At 73.4% G+C, this 17,922-nt stretch carries 14 protein-coding genes; 9 read left to right on the top strand and 5 right to left on the bottom strand.

Annotation, left to right across the window (positions count from 1 at the left end; all coding sequences use genetic code 11):
* Positions 1-13: 13 nt before the first annotated feature.
* The 9 genes from ACIF6L_RS21905 (at position 14) to ACIF6L_RS21865 (ending at position 12,107) form a co-directional block, all read left to right on the top strand.
* Complete coding sequence (locus ACIF6L_RS21905; protein WP_396489874.1) at positions 14-958, top strand: glutamate ABC transporter substrate-binding protein; 945 nt, start codon at positions 14-16, stop codon at positions 956-958.
* 161 nt (positions 959-1,119) lie between these two features.
* On the top strand, positions 1,120-2,475 hold the full coding sequence (locus ACIF6L_RS21900; RefSeq protein ID WP_329489935.1) for a hypothetical protein: 1,356 nt from the start codon (positions 1,120-1,122) through the stop codon (positions 2,473-2,475).
* 5 nt (positions 2,476-2,480) lie between these two features.
* The gene (locus tag ACIF6L_RS21895; RefSeq protein WP_396489872.1) at positions 2,481-5,102 is read left to right on the top strand and encodes a tetratricopeptide repeat protein; all 2,622 of its coding nucleotides are present in this window, start codon (positions 2,481-2,483) and stop codon (positions 5,100-5,102) included.
* A gap of 2 nt (positions 5,103-5,104) precedes the next feature.
* Entirely contained in the window at positions 5,105-6,463 is a 1,359-nt protein-coding gene (locus ACIF6L_RS21890) for a PP2C family protein-serine/threonine phosphatase (protein WP_396489870.1), read from the top strand.
* A 67-nt stretch (positions 6,464-6,530) separates the two neighbouring features.
* On the top strand, positions 6,531-7,886 hold the full coding sequence (locus ACIF6L_RS21885; protein ID WP_352293844.1) for a VWA domain-containing protein: 1,356 nt from the start codon (positions 6,531-6,533) through the stop codon (positions 7,884-7,886).
* A 73-nt stretch (positions 7,887-7,959) separates the two neighbouring features.
* Positions 7,960-9,324, top strand: coding sequence for an FHA domain-containing protein (locus ACIF6L_RS21880; RefSeq protein ID WP_396489868.1), 1,365 nt, complete (start codon positions 7,960-7,962; stop codon positions 9,322-9,324).
* A 211-nt stretch (positions 9,325-9,535) separates the two neighbouring features.
* Positions 9,536-10,453: an ABC transporter ATP-binding protein gene (locus tag ACIF6L_RS21875; RefSeq protein ID WP_396489866.1), complete on the top strand. Its 918-nt coding sequence runs from the start codon at positions 9,536-9,538 to the stop codon at positions 10,451-10,453.
* Entirely contained in the window at positions 10,450-11,610 is a 1,161-nt protein-coding gene (locus tag ACIF6L_RS21870) for an ABC transporter permease (RefSeq protein ID WP_359810468.1), read from the top strand. Before ACIF6L_RS21875 ends, ACIF6L_RS21870 begins: the two co-directional genes overlap by 4 nt.
* A 92-nt stretch (positions 11,611-11,702) precedes the next feature.
* A complete protein-coding gene (locus ACIF6L_RS21865; RefSeq protein WP_329489928.1) occupies positions 11,703-12,107 on the top strand; it encodes a globin in 405 nt (134 codons plus the stop codon).
* Positions 12,108-12,190: 83 nt separating this feature from the next.
* Here ACIF6L_RS21865 and ACIF6L_RS21860 read toward each other — a convergent pair whose 3' ends face one another.
* The 5 genes from ACIF6L_RS21860 to ACIF6L_RS21840 all read right to left on the bottom strand — a co-directional run bounded on the left by ACIF6L_RS21860 (position 12,191) and on the right by ACIF6L_RS21840 (position 17,869).
* Positions 12,191-12,886, bottom strand: a complete 696-nt coding sequence (locus tag ACIF6L_RS21860; protein ID WP_396489864.1) for a hypothetical protein — start codon at positions 12,884-12,886, stop codon at positions 12,191-12,193.
* A 56-nt stretch (positions 12,887-12,942) separates the two neighbouring features.
* Positions 12,943-13,422, bottom strand: coding sequence for a thioesterase family protein (locus tag ACIF6L_RS21855; protein ID WP_329489926.1), 480 nt, complete (start codon positions 13,420-13,422; stop codon positions 12,943-12,945).
* A 111-nt stretch (positions 13,423-13,533) separates the two neighbouring features.
* Complete coding sequence (ettA, locus tag ACIF6L_RS21850; protein ID WP_396489862.1) at positions 13,534-15,198, bottom strand: energy-dependent translational throttle protein EttA; 1,665 nt, start codon at positions 15,196-15,198, stop codon at positions 13,534-13,536.
* A 302-nt stretch (positions 15,199-15,500) separates the two neighbouring features.
* Complete coding sequence (locus tag ACIF6L_RS21845; RefSeq protein ID WP_359834427.1) at positions 15,501-16,970, bottom strand: Cys-Gln thioester bond-forming surface protein; 1,470 nt, start codon at positions 16,968-16,970, stop codon at positions 15,501-15,503.
* Positions 16,971-17,317: 347 nt separating this feature from the next.
* Positions 17,318-17,869, bottom strand: coding sequence for a single-stranded DNA-binding protein (locus ACIF6L_RS21840; RefSeq protein ID WP_352293828.1), 552 nt, complete (start codon positions 17,867-17,869; stop codon positions 17,318-17,320).
* Positions 17,870-17,922: the final 53 nt, after the last annotated feature.

Here is a 17,922-nt window from a genome sequence, read left to right as displayed (position 1 = left end):
GGGGACGGACACGATGGGCAGGACAACGGTACGGGCCGGATCGGCCACCGCGGTGGCGCTGCTCGCCTGCTGCGCGACGGTGCTCGGCACGGGCGGCCCGCAGGGCGCGGTGCTGCCGGCGGGCGCCGCCGCGCCGGCCACGGCGCCCCGGCAGGAGCAGGCCGGCAACGACTGCGACGTCTACCAGAGCGTGCCGCCGAGCAACGAGGACGGCCCGGCGGTGAAGGCCGTCAAGGCCAAGCGCAGCCTGGTGATCGGCGTCGACCAGAACAGCTTCCGCTGGGGCTCCCGCAACCCCAACACGGGCCAGATCGAGGGCTTCGACATCGACCTCGCCCGGGCGATCGGCGCCGCGATCATGGGCGATCCGGACAAGGTGACCCTCAAGGCCGTCCCGACCGCCGAGCGGGTCAAGTTCATCCAGGAGGGCCGGGTCGACCTGATCGTCCGGACCATGACCATCACCTGCGACCGGCTCCAGCAGATCGCCTTCTCCAAGCCGTACTTCAACACCAGCCAGCGCGTGGTGGTCCCCAAGGCGTCTGCGGCGAGGACGATCGACGAGGCGGTGGACGGCAAGACCGTCTGCGCGGCGACCAGTTCCTCCGCCGAGGACGAGCTGAAGTCCCGTCCGAAGGTCGCGAAGATCGTCTCGGTGGAGAACCACCTGGACTGCCTGGTGCTGATGCAGCTCGGCAAGGTCGACGCGACCATGACCGACGACGGCCTCGCGGCCAGCCAGGCCGCCCAGGACCAGACCGTCCGGCTGGTCGACGGCGAGGTCCGGCCGGCCGTGATGGGCGTCGCGATGCTCAAGAACAGCACCGACCTGACCGCCCGGGTGAACCAGGTGCTCGCCGACTACCACGCGAGCGGCGCGTGGCGGGCGGCGTACGACCGCTGGCTCAAGCCGTACATGCTGAACGACGCCGAGCACTACTGGCCGGCGCAGCGTTGACCGGCCCGGCGCGACCCCGGCGCCCCCCGAGGAACCGATGACGGCCCGATGACGACCCGTCGGCGCCCGGCCCCGGTCCGGCCCCGCGGCCACAGGCTAGGGTCGGGGCGGATCGGTCCGGGGCAGCGAGAACGATCCAGGACAGAGAAGGAGAGAGGGCGTTGGCAGCTTCCGCTGGCCCGGTACTGAGCCGGGAGGAGGTCGACCGTGCGCTGGCACGCCTCGGCGCGGACCGCGACGCGGTCGAGTCGGCGCTGCTCTCGCTCCAGGACCACGCGGGCCTGCGGCTGCTCGACGGCGCCGCGCTGACCGGGCGGACGCAGGAGCGCTGGTCCGTCGCCGGGCAGGGCCTGCCGCTGCTCTGGTCGCTGTTCGACCGTTATTCGGAGGCCCTGGCCTCGGCCCGCGCGGTGCGCGCCCGCCGGTCCAGGCCGGGCGCGGCCGAACTCGCCGAGCTGAGCGAACTGCTCACCGGCGAGGCGGTCACCGTGCCCGGCGGCGCGGTGCCGGACGGCCCGCAGCTGCTCGGCGCACCCGCCAAGCTGGTCGAGCGGGTCAGCCTGGACGACCTGATGACCAGGATGAACTCCTGGTACGCCACCGTGCTGGAGGTGGTGAGCGCCGCCGACGCCGTCTGGTCGGCGCTGCCCGCCCGGATCGACCTGCTGCTGGCCGAACTGCGCCGGGTGCAGACGCTGGCGGCCTCGCTCGGCGTGCACACCGGCAACCACCCGCTCGGCGACGACCTGGCCGGGCTCGAAGCCGATCTGACGGAGCTGCGGACCGAGGTGCGCGGCGACCCGCTGGCGCTCTGGCGCCCGGCCCGGGTACCGGCCCAGCGCGGCACCCGCCCGGACGGCACCGCGCTCGCCACACCGTCCGGCGTGGTGGACACCGAGCGCTTCGACCGGGCCGGCCGGGCGCTGGACGGCGTCCGGGTCGAGCTGGAGGACCTGCTGCGGCTGCGCGACGACGCGGAGGAGCGGCTGCAGGGCGTCGGCGACCTGCTGCAACGGGCCGACGCCACGCTGGCGCAGGCCCGTCGGGCGCGCGGCGAGGTGCTGGCGAAGATAGCCGCCACCGAGGTGCCGGCCGTGCCGGGACCGGCCTCGGCGCTGCGCGAACAGATCGTGCTGGCCCTGGAGTTGCGCCAGAGCGGCCAGTGGCACCGGCTGGCGCCGCTGCTGGACGCGCTGGAGGACGCGGCCGCCAAGGAGCTGGGCCGGGCCCGGCAGTCGCTGACCGAGGTGACCCAGCCGCTGGCCGTCCGCTCCGAGCTGCGGGGGCGCCTGGACGCGTACAAGGCGATGGCGGCCCGGCTGCGGGTGGCCGAGGACCCGGTCGTGATCGAGCGCTACGAGAAGGCCCGCTGGCTGCTCTGGAGCGCGCCCTGCGACCTGCGGGCGGCGGCCGGCGCGGTGGCCCGCTTCCAGCAGTCGCTGCGGCCGGCGCAGGCCGAGCCGCCCGGCGCCGGGCCGGTCGACGGACAGACACAGCAACACGGACTGGGGGGCTGAGGTTCATGGCGCAGGCGTGCGTACGGCCGGAGTGCACCGGCGACGGGACGATCGACGCGGACGGCTACTGCGACGAGTGCGGGCTCGCCCCGACGGGCGCGGGCTCCCCTGCGGCCGCGGGCTCCCCGGCGGGCGCCGCCCCGACGGGCTCCCCCTCGACGGGCTCCGCTGCCCCGGCGGGCACGGCCGCGGCGGGCCCCGGCTCGCCCTGCCCCCGGGAGTGCGCCGGAACCATCGACGACGACGGGTACTGCGACGAGTGCGGCCTGACCGCCCCCGGCGGTGACACCGGACTGACCCAGCCGTACGTGCCGTCCGCGCGGGTCGACCCCGACTCGGCGCGCTCCTCCCGGACCGGCTCGTCCCGCTCGCTGTCCGGCCGCTCCCGCTCGCACCGCTCCACCCGGACCGGCAGCGGCCGTTCGGTCTCGGTGCGCAGCAGCCGGGGCAGCGTCAGCGCGGGCACCCGCCACCGGCTCGGCGCCGGTCTGGTGACGGTGCCGACCGTGCCGGCGGCCGATCCGACGGCGGCGGTGCTGGCCGACCCGGAGGTGCCGGAGCGCAAGCGGTTCTGCTCCAAGTGCGAGACCCCGGTGGGCCGGGAGAAGAACGGCCGGCCGGGGCGCCCCGACGGCTTCTGCACCAAGTGCGGCACGCCGTACTCGTTCACGCCCAAGCTCCGCCGGGGGGACCTGGTCGGCGGGCAGTACGAGGTGGTCGGCTGCCTGGCGCACGGCGGGCTCGGCTGGATCTACCTCGCCATCGACCGGCGGGTCAACGACAAGTGGGTGGTCCTCAAGGGCCTGCTGGACACCGGGGACGAGGACGCGCTCGCGGTGGCCGTGGCCGAGCGGCGCTTCCTCGCCGAGGTGGACCATCCCAACATCGTCCGCATCATCAACTTCGCCGAGCACCCGGACCTGCGCACCGGCTCCACCGACGGCTACATCGTGATGGAGTACGTCGGCGGCAAGTCGCTCAAGGACATCGCCAACGAGCGCCGGGCGCCGGACGGCCGACGGCTGCCGCTGCCGGTGGAACAGGGCATCGCGTACGCGCTGGAGGCGCTGCCGGCGCTCGGGTACCTGCACAGCCGGGGCCTGGTCTACTGCGACTTCAAGATCGACAACGTGATCCAGAGCGGCGACGCGCTCAAGATCATCGACATGGGCGCCGTCCGCCGCCTCGACGACGACGGCCCGATCTACGGCACCATCGGCTACCAGGCCCCGGAGATCGCCACCGACGGCCCCTCCCCCGCCTCCGACCTCTACACGGTGGCCCGCACGCTGGCCGTGCTCACCTTCGACTTCCAGGGCTACAGCACCACCTACCGGGAGAGCCTGCCCGGGCCGGAGTCGGTGCCGGCCTTCGCCGAGTACGAGTCCTACTACCGCTTCCTGGTCCGCGCCACCGACCCGGACCCGGCCCGCCGCTTCGGCTCCGCCGAGGAGATGGCCGACCAGCTCACCGGCGTGCTCCGCGAGGTGCTGGCGCTCCAGGACCAGCGGCCCCGCCCCGCCCTCTCCACCCTCTTCGGCCCGGAACTGCGGGTGGTCGACACCGAGCTGGTGCTCCCCGCGGTGCGCCGCGGCGAGCTGCGGGTGACCGCGCTGGACCCGGCCGCCGCCGCCCTGGCGCTGCCCGTCCCGCGGGTCGACCCGAACGACCCGAACGCGGGCTTCCTGGCCGCCCTGCTGGCCGCCGACCCGGCGGAGGCACTCGCCGCGCTGGCCGGCGCCCCCGCCGTCTCCACCGAGCGCCGGCTGCGCGAACTGCGCGCCCACCTGGAACTGCGCAGCCGCGCCGACGCCGACCGGATGCTCGCCGCCCTGGAGAAGGACCACCCGGACGACTGGCGGGTGGTCTGGTACCGCGGCCTCGTCGCCCTGGTCGACTCCGTCAGCGGCTCCTCCGGTCCCGGGTCCCCCGGCGAACCCGACGAGGCGAGGCTGCGGGCCGCCGCCGAGGCCTTCGACGCCGTCTACGACGCCTTCCCCGGCGAGTCCGCCCCGAAGCTCGCCCTCGCCATCTGCGCCGAACTGCTCGGCGACGGCGGCGACGCGGCCGAGTTCTACCGCCTGGTGTGGACGACCGACCAGGCCTACCTCAGCGCCGCCTTCGGCCTGGCCCGGGTCCGCCTCGCCGACGGGGACCGCCCCGGCGCCGTCCGGGCGCTGGAGTCGGTACCGGCCACCTCCAGCCAGTTCACCGCCGCCCGGATCGCCGCCGTCCGGGCCCGGCTGCGCGAACGGCCCGCCACCGACCCGCTCGGCGCCGACCTCGGCGCCTGCTCCGAGCAGTTGACCGCCCTGCGGCTGGACGACCGGACCCGCGAGGAGCTCTCCGTCGAGGTGCTCGACAGCGCGCTCGGCTGGGTGTCCGCCGGCTCGCCCGGCGGCGCCGGGCAGGCGGGCGCAACGGCCGGGGCGAGCGGGGCGGACGGGACCGGTGGGACCGCGACGACCGGCGCGGTCACCGTCCTCGGACGGCCGGCCGCCGACCGGGAACTGCGGCTCGCACTGGAGCAGTCCTACCGGGTACTCGCCCGGTTGGCCGACCGGGCCGAGATCAGGATCGAGATGGTGGAGCGGGCCAACCGCGCCCGCCCCAGAACGTGGGTGTAGCAATGCCGCAGCAGACCGTGTGCCAGAGCTGTTCCGAGCCGCTGGACCAGGAGGACGCGTACTGCGGCTCCTGCGGGGCGAGCCGGAACGGCCGTCCGGCTCCGGGCGCGATGCCCGCGAGCTGGTCCGCCGCCCAGGGCGCCGGCGGGGCGGACCACGCGCCGACCGTGCCGGTGCCGGTGGTGCCCGCCGCCGCGCCCGGAGCGGCGGTGCCCGCCCAGGGCGGCCCCGGCTGCGTGCACTGCGGCCTGCCGCAGGTCACCTCCGACGGCTACTGCGAGGCCTGCGGGGGCGCCCAGCCGCGCCCGCGCGACCACATGGAGAAGGCCCTCGGGGGCGTCGCCGGGGTCAGCGACCGCGGTCTGCGCCACCACCGCAACGAGGACTCCTTCACCGTCGCCGCCACCTCGCTGCCCGGTGGCGAGCCGGTCGTGGTGGCCGTGGTCTGCGACGGGGTCTCCTCCTCCGACCGGCCCGACCAGGCCTCCGAGACCGCCGTCGACGCGGCGTCGGAATCCCTGCTGACCGCGCTGGAGGCCGGCCGCGACCCCGAGGCCGCGATGCGCGACGCGATCGCCGACGCGGCCGCCGCCGTCGCCGCGCTCGCCGAGGACGGCGGCGCGCCCGCCCGGCCCGACGTCAACGCACCGGCCTGCACCTACGTCAGCGCCATAGCCTCCGGCGGCCGGGTCACCATCGGCTGGGTCGGCGACACCCGGGCGTACTGGATCCCGGACGACCGGGTCGCCGCCGAGCCGTTCCGGCTCACCCAGGACGACTCCTGGGCCGCCCGGATGGTCGAGGCCGGGCTGATGGGCGAGGCCGAGGCCTACGCGGACCCGCGCGCCCACGCCATCACCGGCTGGCTCGGCGCGGACGCCGAGGAGGTCGTCCCGCACACCCTGGACTTCACCCCGCACGTCCCCGGCGTGCTGCTGATCTGCACCGACGGCCTCTGGAACTACGCCGAGGCCGCCACCGACCTCGCGTTCTACGTGCGCCAGGACGCCCGGACCGAGCCGCTCGCCGCCGCCCGGACGCTGGTGAAGTTCGCGGTCGCGGCCGGCGGGCACGACAACATCACCGTCGCCGTGCTGCCGATCGACCCGCCGACCGGTCTGGCCGGTGCGGCGTGGCCGGACGCCGAGGACGAGCGCACCGCCACCGCCCTGGACCTGCCGGTGCTCCGCCCGGCGGCCGCCCCCGCCGGCGGACCGGCGGACGACGAGGAGGACCACGACCCGACGCTGCCGGACCTGCCGGTGATCGGCTCGCCCGCCGCGCCCCTGCCGCCGGCCCCGCCGGCTCCCCCCGCGCGGCCCGGCGTCCCGCCGCGCCCGCCGCAGCCGCCGCTGGGCTGACGCCCTGCCGCGGCCCACTCCACCGACCGTTCGCACCATCCGACCACCCGACGGGAGCCACCGGCCCATGGCAACACTGGCTAAGCCGAACCTGCCCAGGTTCGACGTGGAGATCTTCCAGAACGCGTTCCTCGCCGACGGCGCCCGCGAGGTGAACGCCATCGTCACCGTCACCGCGACCGGCGGCGGCACCTCCGGCGGTCGGCCGCTCGGGGTGACCGACAGCGGGCCGCTGGACGCGGGAGCGCACTCCGCCGCCGTGGTGATCATGGTGGACTGCTCCGGCTCGATGGACTACCCGGCCAGCAAGATGCGCGGCGCCCGGGAGGCCACCGCCGCCGCCATCGACACCGTCCGCGACGGCGTCGCCTTCGCCGTGGTGGCCGGCACCCACGAGGCCCGGGAGATCTTCCCCGGCGACGGCGGCCTCGCGACCGCCTCGCCGGCCACCCGGGCCCAGGCCAAGGAGGCGCTGCGCCGGCTCAGCGCGGCCGGCGGCACCGCCATGAGCACCTGGCTCGCCAAGGCCGACGCGCTCTTCCTGACCCGCCGTGACATCGCCATCCGGCACGCCATCCTGCTCACCGACGGCAAGAACGAGCACGAGTCGGCGGCCGACCTGGAGCGCGTGATCGAGCGCGTCACCGGCCACTTCACCGCCGACTGCCGCGGCGTCGGCACCGACTGGCGGGTGGACGAACTGCGCCGGATCTCCTCCGCGCTGCTCGGCACCGTCGACATCGTCGCCGAACCGTCCGGCCTCGCCGAGGACTTCCGCTCCATGATGGAAGGCGCCATGGGCAAGCAGGTCGCCGACGTCGCGCTGCGGATCTGGACGCCGGCCAACGCCGTGGTGACCTTCGTCAAGCAGGTCGCCCCCACCGTGGAGGACCTCACCGGCCGCCGCACCGAGGCCGGGCCGCGGGCCGGCGACTACCCGACCGGCTCCTGGGGGGACGAGAGCCGCGATTACCACGTCTGCGTGGAGGTCCCGGCCGCCGCCGTCGGCAACGAGATGCTCGCCGCCCGGATCAGCCTCGTCCTGCCGCCGCAGACCGGGAGCACCCCCGAGGTGCTGTCGCAGGGCCTGGTCAAGGCGGTCTGGACGGACGACCTGGCCTCGTCCACCCGGATCAGCCCGCAGGTCGCCCACTACACCGGGCAGGCCGAGCTGGCCTCCTCGATCCAGGAGGGCCTGGAGGCGCACCGCGCCGGGGACGTCGACCGCGCCACCGCCAAGCTCGGCGCCGCCGTCCGGATCGCCCACGCGACCGGGAACGAGGGCACCTTCAAGCTGCTGCAGAAGGTGGTGGACGTGGTCGACCCGAAGGAGGGTACGGTTCGGTTCCGTAAGAATGTGAGTGAGGCCGACTCGATGACCCTTGAGACCCGGTCGACCAAAACCGTCCGTGTGAAGAAATGACCGCTGAAGTACCGGTGGGGCCGCGGCCCGGCCGGACGCTGCCCCAGCTGGCTGGAAATCGAGGGGGGACCTGATGCCGATCTGCCCGAGGGGGCACGAGTCGCAGGCCGAGGACTGGTGCGACTTCTGCGGCTTTCCGATGACACCGCCACCGCCGATCCCGCCGCCGCCCGGCACCCACCCGGGCGCGCCCGGGGCACCGGCGGCGCACGGTGGTCACGGCGGGCACGACGGTTTCGGCGGCCCCGGGGCGCACGGCGGGCAGGGGTACCCCGGCCACGGCGGCGCGCCGTTCGGCGGGCCGGTGCAGCCGCGCCCCGAGCAGCCGGGCCCGGGCGCCGTCCCGCCGGGCGCGCAGGGCTTCCCGGACCTCACCGAAGGCCTGGTGGTCTGCCCGATCTGCCGCAGCCCGCAGACCGGCCGGTTCTGCGAGGAGTGCGGGTACGACTACGACCTCTCCTCGCCCTCGCGGCGCCAGCCCCCGCCGTCCGGCGGGGCACCGGCAGGCGGGCCCGGACCCGACCCGCTGAACATCCCGGCGGCGTACGGCGGCCCCCAGCCGCCGGCCCAGCAGCCGCAGCCGCCGCACGCCCAGCAGCAGCGGCCCGCCTACGGCTACCCGCAGCTCGGCGGCGAGCCGTACCAGGAGGCACGGCACCAGGAGCCGGCGTACCAGGAGCAGCCCTACCAGGAGGCCGCGTACCAGGAGCGCCCCCACCAGGAGTCCGGCTACCAGGAGCAGCAGCCCTACCAGGAGCGGCCGCGCGAGGACTCCGGTCCGGTCTACGCCCAGCCCGGTCCGAACGGGCGCGGCGCCGAGTTCGGCACCTCGTTCAACCTGGCCCCGCCGGTCCTGCCGCAGCCGCCGCAGGCCCCGCAGGCTCCGCAGCAGGTCCAGCAGCAGCCTCCGCAGCAGCACCCGCACGGTCAGCAGGTCCCGCAGCCGCCCCAGCCCGCCCCGCAGCCGGAGCAGGCCCAGCAGCAGGCGCACCAGCCGCCGTACCAGGGCGCGCAGCCCGAGCCGGTCCGGACCAACTGGATCGCCGTGGTCTCGGCCGACCGCGACTACTTCACCGACATGATGGCCCGCAGCGGTCCGGAGGCCGCGGGTCTCTTCTTCCCCCCGTACTGCCCCGAGCGGCGCATCCCGCTGACCGGCCGCGGCCAGCTGCGGATCGGCCGGCGCAGCCAGCACCGCGGCACCGTGCCGGAGATCGACCTCTCCGTCCCGCCGGAGGACCCGGGCGCCTCGCACCAGCACGCGCTGCTCGCCGAACAGTCGGACGGCAGCTGGGTGCTGGTCGACCAGGACTCCACCAACGGCACCACGATGAACGGCGGCGCCGAGTCGCTCACCCCGCACACCGCCGTCCCGCTGAACGACGGCGACCGGATCCACATCGGGGCGTGGACCACCATCACCCTGCACCGCGCCTGACCCCGAGGTCGGGCCCCTGATGCCCGGGCCCGGGCGGGAGTCGACTCCCGCCCGGGCCCCTCGGCGTCCGCCCCCGCGCGCAGTGGCCCTCACCCCGTACACGCACGGTCCGGACCCCTGGTCGGGGGCCCGGCGGCCCGGCAAAATGATCTTCAAATCACGTCCGACCGGTCTCCCCAGCACACCCCGTGTACCCCTACGCTCAGGCCACATGACTGCAGCTATATCCGCCGACGGAATCCGTCAGCGGTACGGGGATGTGCAGGCCGTCGACGGGGTGTCCCTCACCGTCGAGGTCGGCGAGTTCTACGGGATCCTGGGCCCGAACGGCGCCGGGAAAACGACCACACTGGAGATTCTGGAGGGAATCCGGAAGCCCGACGAGGGCCGGATCGAACTGCTGGGGATGGCGCCCTGGCCGCGCAACGCGAAACTGCTGCCGCGGATCGGCGTGCAGTTCCAGGCTTCGGCCTTCTTCAACAAACTGACGGCGCGGGAGACGATCCGCACCTTCGCCTCGTTCTACGGCGTCGGCCCCAAGCGGGCCGACGCGATGCTGGAGCGGGTGGGCCTCACCGAGTCGGCCGGGGTGATGACCGACAAGATGTCCGGCGGCCAGGCCCAGCGCCTCTCGATCGCCTGCGCGCTGGCCCACGACCCGGAGCTGGTCTTCCTGGACGAGCCGACCACCGGTCTCGACCCGCAGGCCCGCCGCAACCTCTGGGACCTCCTGCGGGACATCAACGCCGAGGGCCGCACGGTCGTGCTGACCACCCACTACCTGGACGAGGCCGAGGTGCTCTGCGACCGCGTCTCGGTGATGGACCACGGCAAGGTCCTGCGCACCGGCGCACCGGCCGCGCTGGTCCGCGAGATCGACGACACGGTGCGGATCAGCGTGGAGTCGGGGCTGCTGACCGTCGAGCGGGTGCGTGACCTGCTCGACGCGGCCGGCGCCGAGATCGCCTCGGTCGAGGACGACGGCGTCTCGCTCGCGGTCTCGACCCGCCTCCCGGCCCCGGTGCTCGCCGTGCTGGCCGAGCAGAACGCGCTGCGCGGACTCGAAGTCCGCGGCGCCACCCTGGAGGACGTCTTCCTCCAGCTCACCGGACGGGAGTACCGCGCATGAGCGCCGAACGCACGCGGGACGCGGCCGTTCCGGCCCAGCGCACGCCCGAACCCGCCGGCGCGCCCGCCGGGCAGCCGGAGCGCGAGCGGGTGAGCGCGTTCGCCAGCCTCTCGCGGGTGATGGTGGTCGCCTTCCTCCGGGACCGCACCGCCGTCTTCTTCGTGATCCTCTTCCCCCTGATGTTCCTGCTGCTGTTCGGCACCCTGCTCAAGGGCGCGACCAGCCCGCACGCCAAGGTGGCGCAGGTCGGCGCGGTCCAGGTGCTGGACTCGGTGCAGGGCGACGGCCGGGCCGCGCTGGAGAAGGTCCTCACGATCAGCCGCGGCGACGACGAGGCCGCCGCGCTGGAGAAGGTCCGCAAGGGCGACCTGGACGCGATGATCAAGGAGGGCCCGGACGGCAAGGTGGTGCTGCGCTTCAGCGCCGCCGACCAGGTCCGCGCCGGCTCCGTCCAGGGCATCGTCAACTCCGTCGTCCAGCAGGCCAACCAGGCCGCCAGCGGCAAGCCCGCCGCCTTCGTCCTGGACTCCGGCCAGGTCGAGGACAACTCGCTGAAGCCGATCCAGTTCCTCACCCCCGGCCTGCTCGGCTGGGCGGTGGCCACCGGCGCGGTGTTCGGTGCCTCGCTGACCCTGGTGTCCTGGCGGAAGAAGCAGGTGCTGCGGCGGCTGCGGCTGGCCCCGGTGAGCGCCGGGTCGATCGTGGCCTCCCGGATCGCCGTCTCGGTGCTGACGGCCCTGGTCCAGACCGCCGTCTTCCTCGTCGTCGCCACCATGCCGTTCTTCGGGCTGAAGCTCACCGGCGACTGGTGGCTGATCATCCCGCTGGTGGTCTGCGCCACGATCGCCTTCATGTCGATCGGCCTGCTGGCCGGGTCGCTGGCGAAGACCGAGGAGGCGGCCAACGGCATCTCGCAGATCATCGTGCTGCCGATGTCGTTCCTGTCCGGCTCGTTCTTCCCGACCGATGACATGCCGACCTGGCTGAAGGCCGTCTCCGAGGCGCTGCCGCTCAAGCACCTGGTCACCGCGGCGCAGTCGGTGCTCTCCCGGGGCGGCGGCGTGATGGACGCGCTGCCGACCATGGGCGGGCTGCTGGCGTTCGCCGCCGTGCTCACCGCGATCGCCTGGCGGTTCTTCCGCTGGGAGGACGCCTGAGCCGAACGCTGACGGCGGCGGGGTCGTACGCCCCCGGTCCTGGTCCCCAGGTCCCGGTGTACGGCCCCGCCGCCGTCTGCGACCATGGTCGGGTGAAAGAGATCCGGCGTGGCACGCTCAGCGAGGAGACCTTCTTCGAACAGGTCGGCGGCGAGCCGACCTTCCGGCGACTGGTGCACCGGTTCTACCAGGGCGTCGCGGGGGACGAGTTGCTGCGGCCGATGTACCCCGAGGAGGACCTCGGCCCGGCCGAGGAGCGCCTCACGCTCTTCCTGATGCAGTACTGGGGCGGCCCGCGCACCTACAGCGAGCAGCGCGGGCACCCGCGGCTGCGGATGCGGCACGTGCCGTTCCGGGTCGACCGCGCGGCGCACGACGCCTGGCTGAAGCACATGCGGGCCGCGGTGGACGAGCTGGCGCTGCCGGCCGACGCCGAGCGGCAGCTGTGGGACTACCTCACCTACGCCGCCGCCTCGATGGTCAACACCGAGGGCTGACCCGGGCCCCTTCGCCCGGGGCCCCGCGCATCGGGGTCCAGCAGCATCGGGGTCCGGCGCATCGGGGTCCAGCGCATCGGGGTCTAGCGCATCGGGCTGAGCCCGAGGCCGGCCCCGGGCGCCGCCGCGGTCCGCACCGCCACCGACCCCGCCGGTGCGCTCAACCGCAGCCAGCCACCGGCGCGGTGCACGGTCAGCGGCGCACCCGGCTTGAGGAACCCGATCACATAGGCCGCGTGCGCGGCGCGCAGCGGCAGCTCGGGAAGGGCGCCCACCGGCCGGGACCAGATCTCGTCGGCCAGCCCGTCCAGCACCGCACGGGTCCGGTGGTGCGCCGGGACGGCCTCGCTGCGCTCACGGAACTCCCGCACCCCGGCCATCAGTTCGGGGTACACCTCGGCCACCGGCGGCTCGCCGACCGGGCGCCAGCCGGAGCGCGGCGGCAACAGGCCGGCCCAGGCCGGACCGGTCACGGGCGCGGGCAGCTCCACGGCGTTCCCGGCACTGTCCAGGCCGTCCAGCAACTGCCCCGCCGAGACCGTGCGGTCGGCCGGCCCGACCGGCCCGGCGAGCCGCGCGGTCCGGACCGCCAGCGCGCCGGAGCTCCCCAGCGGCAGCCGGCCGAAGACGGCCAGCACGCCGTCGCCGCCGGCCTGCTTCGCCACCGCCTGCAAGCGCACCGCCGCCGCCCGGTCGAAGCGCAGCAGACGGACCAGGAAGGCGCCCAGGTCGGCGGCCTCCCCGGCGTCGGCGAGGGCGAGGGCGGCGGTGGGGGTCAACGCGCTTCAGCTCGAATCCGTGTATTCGGTGATGGGTGGTGGTCCGGGCCGGGGGCTCAGGCCGCCGCGGCGTCCAGGCTGCGTCCGTCCCGGCTGTGCCCGTCCGCGCCGCGGTCGTCGTCCGTGAAGCGGCCCAGGAACTCCCGCTCCACCGGGCTGATCCGGCGCGGGCGGCCCTCGGCCAGGTCGTAGGGGACGACCACGGTGGACGCCCGGACGTACACCGTCTCGGTGCCGTCCTCGGCGGTGTCCTTGATCTCGTACGACACGGTCAGCGAGGCGCCGCCGATCTTGGTGACCCAGGTCTCGATGGTGACCGGCTCGGGCCGGTGCACCAGCGGGCGCTTGTAGTCGATCTCGTGGCGGGCCACCACCGAGCCGCCCGCGAACTCCCCCGCACCGGCCGCGGCGGCCTGGGTGAACATGAAGTCGATCCGGGCCTCCTCCAGGTAGCGCAGGAAGACCACGTTGTTGACGTGCCCGAAGGCGTCCATGTCGGACCAACGCAGCGGACAGGCGTAGATGTGGCGTGCCACGGGTGTTCTCCTCGATGTCCGGTGACCCGCCGGCGGGTGACGGCCGGTGGGCCGCGGCCCGGCAGGCCGCCCCCGGGGGGCAGTCTGCCGGGCCGTTGTGACAGCTGGGTGTCAGCCTCGGGTCAGCTTCTTGTAGGTGGCCCGGTGCGGACGGGCCGCGTCGGCGCCCAGCCGCTCGATCTTGTTCTTCTCGTACGACTCGAAGTTGCCCTCGAACCAGAACCACTTGCTCTCGCCCTCGTAGGCGAGGATGTGGGTGGCCACCCGGTCCAGGAACCAGCGGTCGTGGGAGATGACCACGGCGCAGCCGGGGAACTCCAGCAGCGCGTTCTCCAGCGAGGAGAGGGTCTCGACGTCCAGGTCGTTGGTGGGCTCGTCGAGGAGCAGCAGGTTGCCGCCCTGCTTGAGGGTGAGCGCCAGGTTCAGGCGGTTGCGCTCACCGCCGGAGAGCACGCCGGCCGGCTTCTGCTGGTCCGGGCCCTTGAAGCCGAACGCCGAGACGTAGGCGCGGGACGGCATCTCGACCTGGCCGACGTTGATCCAGTCCAGGCCGTCGGAGACGACCTCCCAGAGCGTCTTCTTCGGGTCGATGTTGGCGCGGCTCTGGTCGACGTAGCTGATCTTGACGGTCTCGCCGACCTTGACGATGCCGGAGTCCGGGGTCTCCATGTCCTGCAGCATCTTGAACAGCGTCGTCTTGCCGGCGCCGTTGGGGCCGATGATGCCGACGATGCCGTTGCGCGGCAGGGTGAAGCTCAGGTCGTCGATCAGGACCTTCTCGCCGAAGGCCTTGTTGAGGTTCTCGACCTCGATGACGATGCTGCCCAGACGCGGGCCCGGCGGGATCTGGATCTCCTCGAAGTCCAGCTTCCGCATCTTGTCGGCCTCGGCCGCCATCTCCTCGTAGCGGGCCAGACGCGCCTTGGACTTCGCCTGACGGCCCTTGGCGTTGGAGCGGACCCACTCCAGCTCCTCGCGGAGCCGCTTGGCGCGCTTGGCGTCCTTCTGGCCCTCGACCTTGAGGCGCGACTGCTTGCTCTCCAGGTAGGTGGAGTAGTTGCCCTCGTAGCCGATCGCGCGGCCGCGGTCGAGCTCCAGGATCCAGCCGGCCACGTTGTCCAGGAAGTACCGGTCGTGGGTGACGGCGACGACGGTGCCGGCGTACTTGGCCAGGTGCTGCTCCAGCCAGTTCACCGACTCGGCGTCCAGGTGGTTGGTGGGCTCGTCGAGCAGCAGCAGGTCGGGGGCCTCCAGCAGCAACTTGCAGAGCGCCACGCGGCGCTTCTCGCCACCGGAGAGCTTGGTGACCGGCCAGTCGCCGGGCGGGCAGCCCAGCGCGTCCATGGCCTGCTCCAGCTGGGCTTCGAGGTCCCAGGCGTTGGCGTGGTCCAGGTCCTCCTGGAGCTTGCCCATCTCGTCGAGCAGCGCGTCCGAGTAGTCGGTGGCCATCAGCTCGGCGATCTCGTTGAAGCGGTTGAGCTTCCCCTTGATCTCCTTGACGCCGTCCTCGACGTTCTCCAGAACGGTCTTGGTCTCGTCGAGCGGCGGCTCCTGGAGCAGCATGCCGACGGTGAACCCGGGCGAGAGGAAGGCGTCGCCGTTGGACGGCTGCTCCAGGCCGGCCATCATCTTCAGCACGGTGGACTTACCCGCGCCGTTGGGGCCCACGACGCCGATCTTCGCCCCCGGGAGGAAGCTGAGCGTCACGTCGTCAAGGATGACCTTGTCTCCGTGCGCCTTGCGTACCTTGCGCATCGTGTAGATGTATTCCGCCACGTGAGATCGCTCCGGCGTCGTCGGGAGTAATTCGGCTTGCAGCCTTCCATTGTGCCGCACCCGGCCGAGAGCCCGAACCGCCAGCCTTGCCCCACTGGGGTATCCCGCCGGTATCCCGCCCCTGACGCCCGCGCCGGCCCCGGCCACCACCGCCCGGCGCGGCCCCGCCCGGACGCACCGCGGCCCGGCTCCCCGCAGCGAGTGCGGGGAACCGGGCCGGGTGGTGGGCGCCCGCCCTGCCGGAGCAGGCCGGGCGCCCTTCACTGCGTTCAGTACTGCTTCAGTACCGGTGCGGCGCTGCCTCAGGCGGCGCTGCGACCGTGGCGACCGCGGCGGCGCAGGACGAAGACCGCGGCACCGCCCGCCACGACCAGGCCACCGGCGACGGCGGCGAGGATCGGGGTGGCGTCGTTACCACCGGTGGCGGCCAGGCCGCCCGTGGTGCCGGGAGCCGGGCTGCTGGCGGCCGGGGCCGGGTGCGCCGAGGAGCTGGACGGAGCGGCGGTCGGCGTACCGGTACCGCTCGGGGTCGGCGTGGCCGTGGCCGTGGCGCTGGTGCCGGCCGACGGGGTGGCGGTCGGCGTGGTCACGCTGGTGACCTTGCAGTCCAGGATGCCCTTGAACTCCTTGGTGAAGCCGTTCGGGCCGGTCACCTTGATGTCGTAGGCGGTGTCCTCGTTGACCTGGACCAGCACGCTCTCCATCTTGCCGGGCTGGACGGTGACCGTCTTGCCCGGTGCGACGGTCACGGAGGCCGCCTCGTCGCCGCCGTTGGCGACGTTGACGCGGACGCCGTTGGAGTCGCACTCGACCTGGGCGTTGCTGTCCAGCAGCGGGCCCTTGCCGGCCTTCCACGCGGCCTTGGCCGCGTCCACCACGCTGAGCTTGGTGGAGCCGGCCAGGATCATGGTCTGGCTGTGCTTCTCGGGGGTGTAGCCCTTGCTCAGGAAGACCCGGCCGTTGGGCACGACGGTCTCGGCCGAGGCCGTCACCGTGGCCGTGCCGTCCGGGGTGCCGGCCGGCACGTCCAGGAACAGCTGGGTGTCCTTGGCGACCGGGCCGGTCAGGCCGGTGACCGGCTTGCCGTCCTTGTCGACCAGCTTCGCCTTGTCCGCGGCGTCGCCGGAGAGCGCGAGCTTCACCTCGGAGGCGCTGGTGTTGATGGTGAACGGACCGAGCTTGTTGCCCGGCTTGCCCGACACCGAGTCCGGAGTGAGGCTCAGCGAGGGCTTGGGCTCGGCCGCGATGCCCTTGTTGGCGTCGCTGACCAGGTAGTCGCGCAGCTTCTTGGCCTGCGCGTCGACCGGGGTGGCGTTCTTGCCGTCGGAGAACTTCCAGATCGCGGCCTGGGTGCCCGCGGCGGCGTCGTCGGCGGTGAGCTGACCGTCCTTGATGCCGGCCGCGTCGGCCAGCTTCTTGAGGTCGGTGACCTGCGGGTAGGAGTTCTCCAGGATCCAACGGATCTTGGCGGCGTCCTGAGCCTTCTCCTTGCGGCCGAGCGAGCTCGACTTCCAGTCCGACTCCTGGTACTCGACCCTGCTCTCGATGTTGACCGGGTGGTCGATGTCGATGCAGTACGTACGAAGCTCGCCGTTGGCCGTCTTGAGGGTGAACAGACCGCCCTGAACGGAGTGACCGCCCTCGATGGCGATCTCCTCGCTCTGCATGGTCGGCTGGATCACCGCCGTGACGCCCGCACCCGGTGCGTCGGCCGCAGCCGCCGCACCGGCTGCGAGCAGGCTCCCGCCCAGCGCTACGCTGGTCGTGAGCATGACAGTGGTTATGCGCGGAAGACTCCGCCCCTGCCTCTGGAACATCTGGGATCCCTCCGGGCCGGGCCATGCCGATGGGCTGCCCGCCTTGCATTGCCGCGCCCCCTGTGGCGCCGCTGCACGTGTGTGAACCAGACGAATCCTATTGAGCCAGGGAGGCGCGCAAACCCCCATGCGAAATCAGGACGATTCCGTATCTGTATCGTTATCAATGCTCCCATCACCCACACAAGCTGACGATCAGCCAGAAACTCCCGATCTTTCACTTAACCGGTCCGGTGTTTGCACGCGCGGGCACAACAACCGTCTCGATCAACATATTTGTCGACAGTTGAGACGGTCGACGGTCAGACCGAAGAAGCCAGGGCGTCACTCTCCGTTCCCCCGCCGTCCACCCGCGCCCCGACCCCGGCGACCGCCAACAGGGGTGCCACCGGCGGGCCGACCGCCGCCCTCCGCGCCTGCAGTGCGTCCGCGATCCAGCCCGGTACCGCCTCGCCCACGGACACCTCCCGACCCTCCGCCGGCTCCGCCCGCGAGGCCGCACCCCACGTGAAGACGGCGGTGCCACGACTGAGGTCGTGCCCGACCGACCGGGCGTCGATCTCGACTCTGCTGCGCCGCGCCTCGCCGTCCATCCACTCCCGGACCCTCAACCGCCCGCTCACCACCACCGGATCACCCTTCGACAGCGAGCCGATCAGATGAGCCGCCAGCGCCCGCCAGGCCGTCACCGTCACCCACTGCGTCTCGCCGTCCACCCAGGCCTCCCGCAGCCGGTCGTACCGGCGCTCCGTCGACGCCAGCCGGAAGTTGGCCACCGCCACCCCGTCCGCCGTCCGCGTGCAGCTCACCTCGGTCGCGACATTGCCGATGACCGTCACCTGGGTCTCGTTCACAGAACACGCTCCGTTCTCCCGGATGCACCGTACGGAATCGACCGGCGCGAGTT

The organism is Kitasatospora sp. NPDC086009 (assembly GCF_044540385.1).
Lineage (GTDB): Bacteria > Actinomycetota > Actinomycetes > Streptomycetales > Streptomycetaceae > Kitasatospora.
Note: the sequence above shows the minus strand (reverse complement) of the source record. Positions and strands in the feature narration are given on the sequence as shown.

What these genes read in the sequence shown, in the direction of transcription:
- ACIF6L_RS21880 (WP_396489868.1), top strand. Translation starts at nt 7,960, where the DNA reads ATGCCGATCTGCCCGAGGGGGCACGAGTCGCAGGCCGAGGACTGGTGC.
- ACIF6L_RS21845 (WP_359834427.1), bottom strand. Translation starts at nt 16,970, where the DNA reads ATGCTCACGACCAGCGTAGCGCTGGGCGGGAGCCTGCTCGCAGCCGGT.
- ACIF6L_RS21870 (WP_359810468.1), top strand. Translation starts at nt 10,450, where the DNA reads ATGAGCGCCGAACGCACGCGGGACGCGGCCGTTCCGGCCCAGCGCACG.
- ACIF6L_RS21890 (WP_396489870.1), top strand. Translation starts at nt 5,105, where the DNA reads ATGCCGCAGCAGACCGTGTGCCAGAGCTGTTCCGAGCCGCTGGACCAG.
- ACIF6L_RS21875 (WP_396489866.1), top strand. Translation starts at nt 9,536, where the DNA reads ATGACTGCAGCTATATCCGCCGACGGAATCCGTCAGCGGTACGGGGAT.
- ACIF6L_RS21905 (WP_396489874.1), top strand. Translation starts at nt 14, where the DNA reads ATGGGCAGGACAACGGTACGGGCCGGATCGGCCACCGCGGTGGCGCTG.
- ACIF6L_RS21895 (WP_396489872.1), top strand. Translation starts at nt 2,481, where the DNA reads ATGGCGCAGGCGTGCGTACGGCCGGAGTGCACCGGCGACGGGACGATC.
- ACIF6L_RS21885 (WP_352293844.1), top strand. Translation starts at nt 6,531, where the DNA reads ATGGCAACACTGGCTAAGCCGAACCTGCCCAGGTTCGACGTGGAGATC.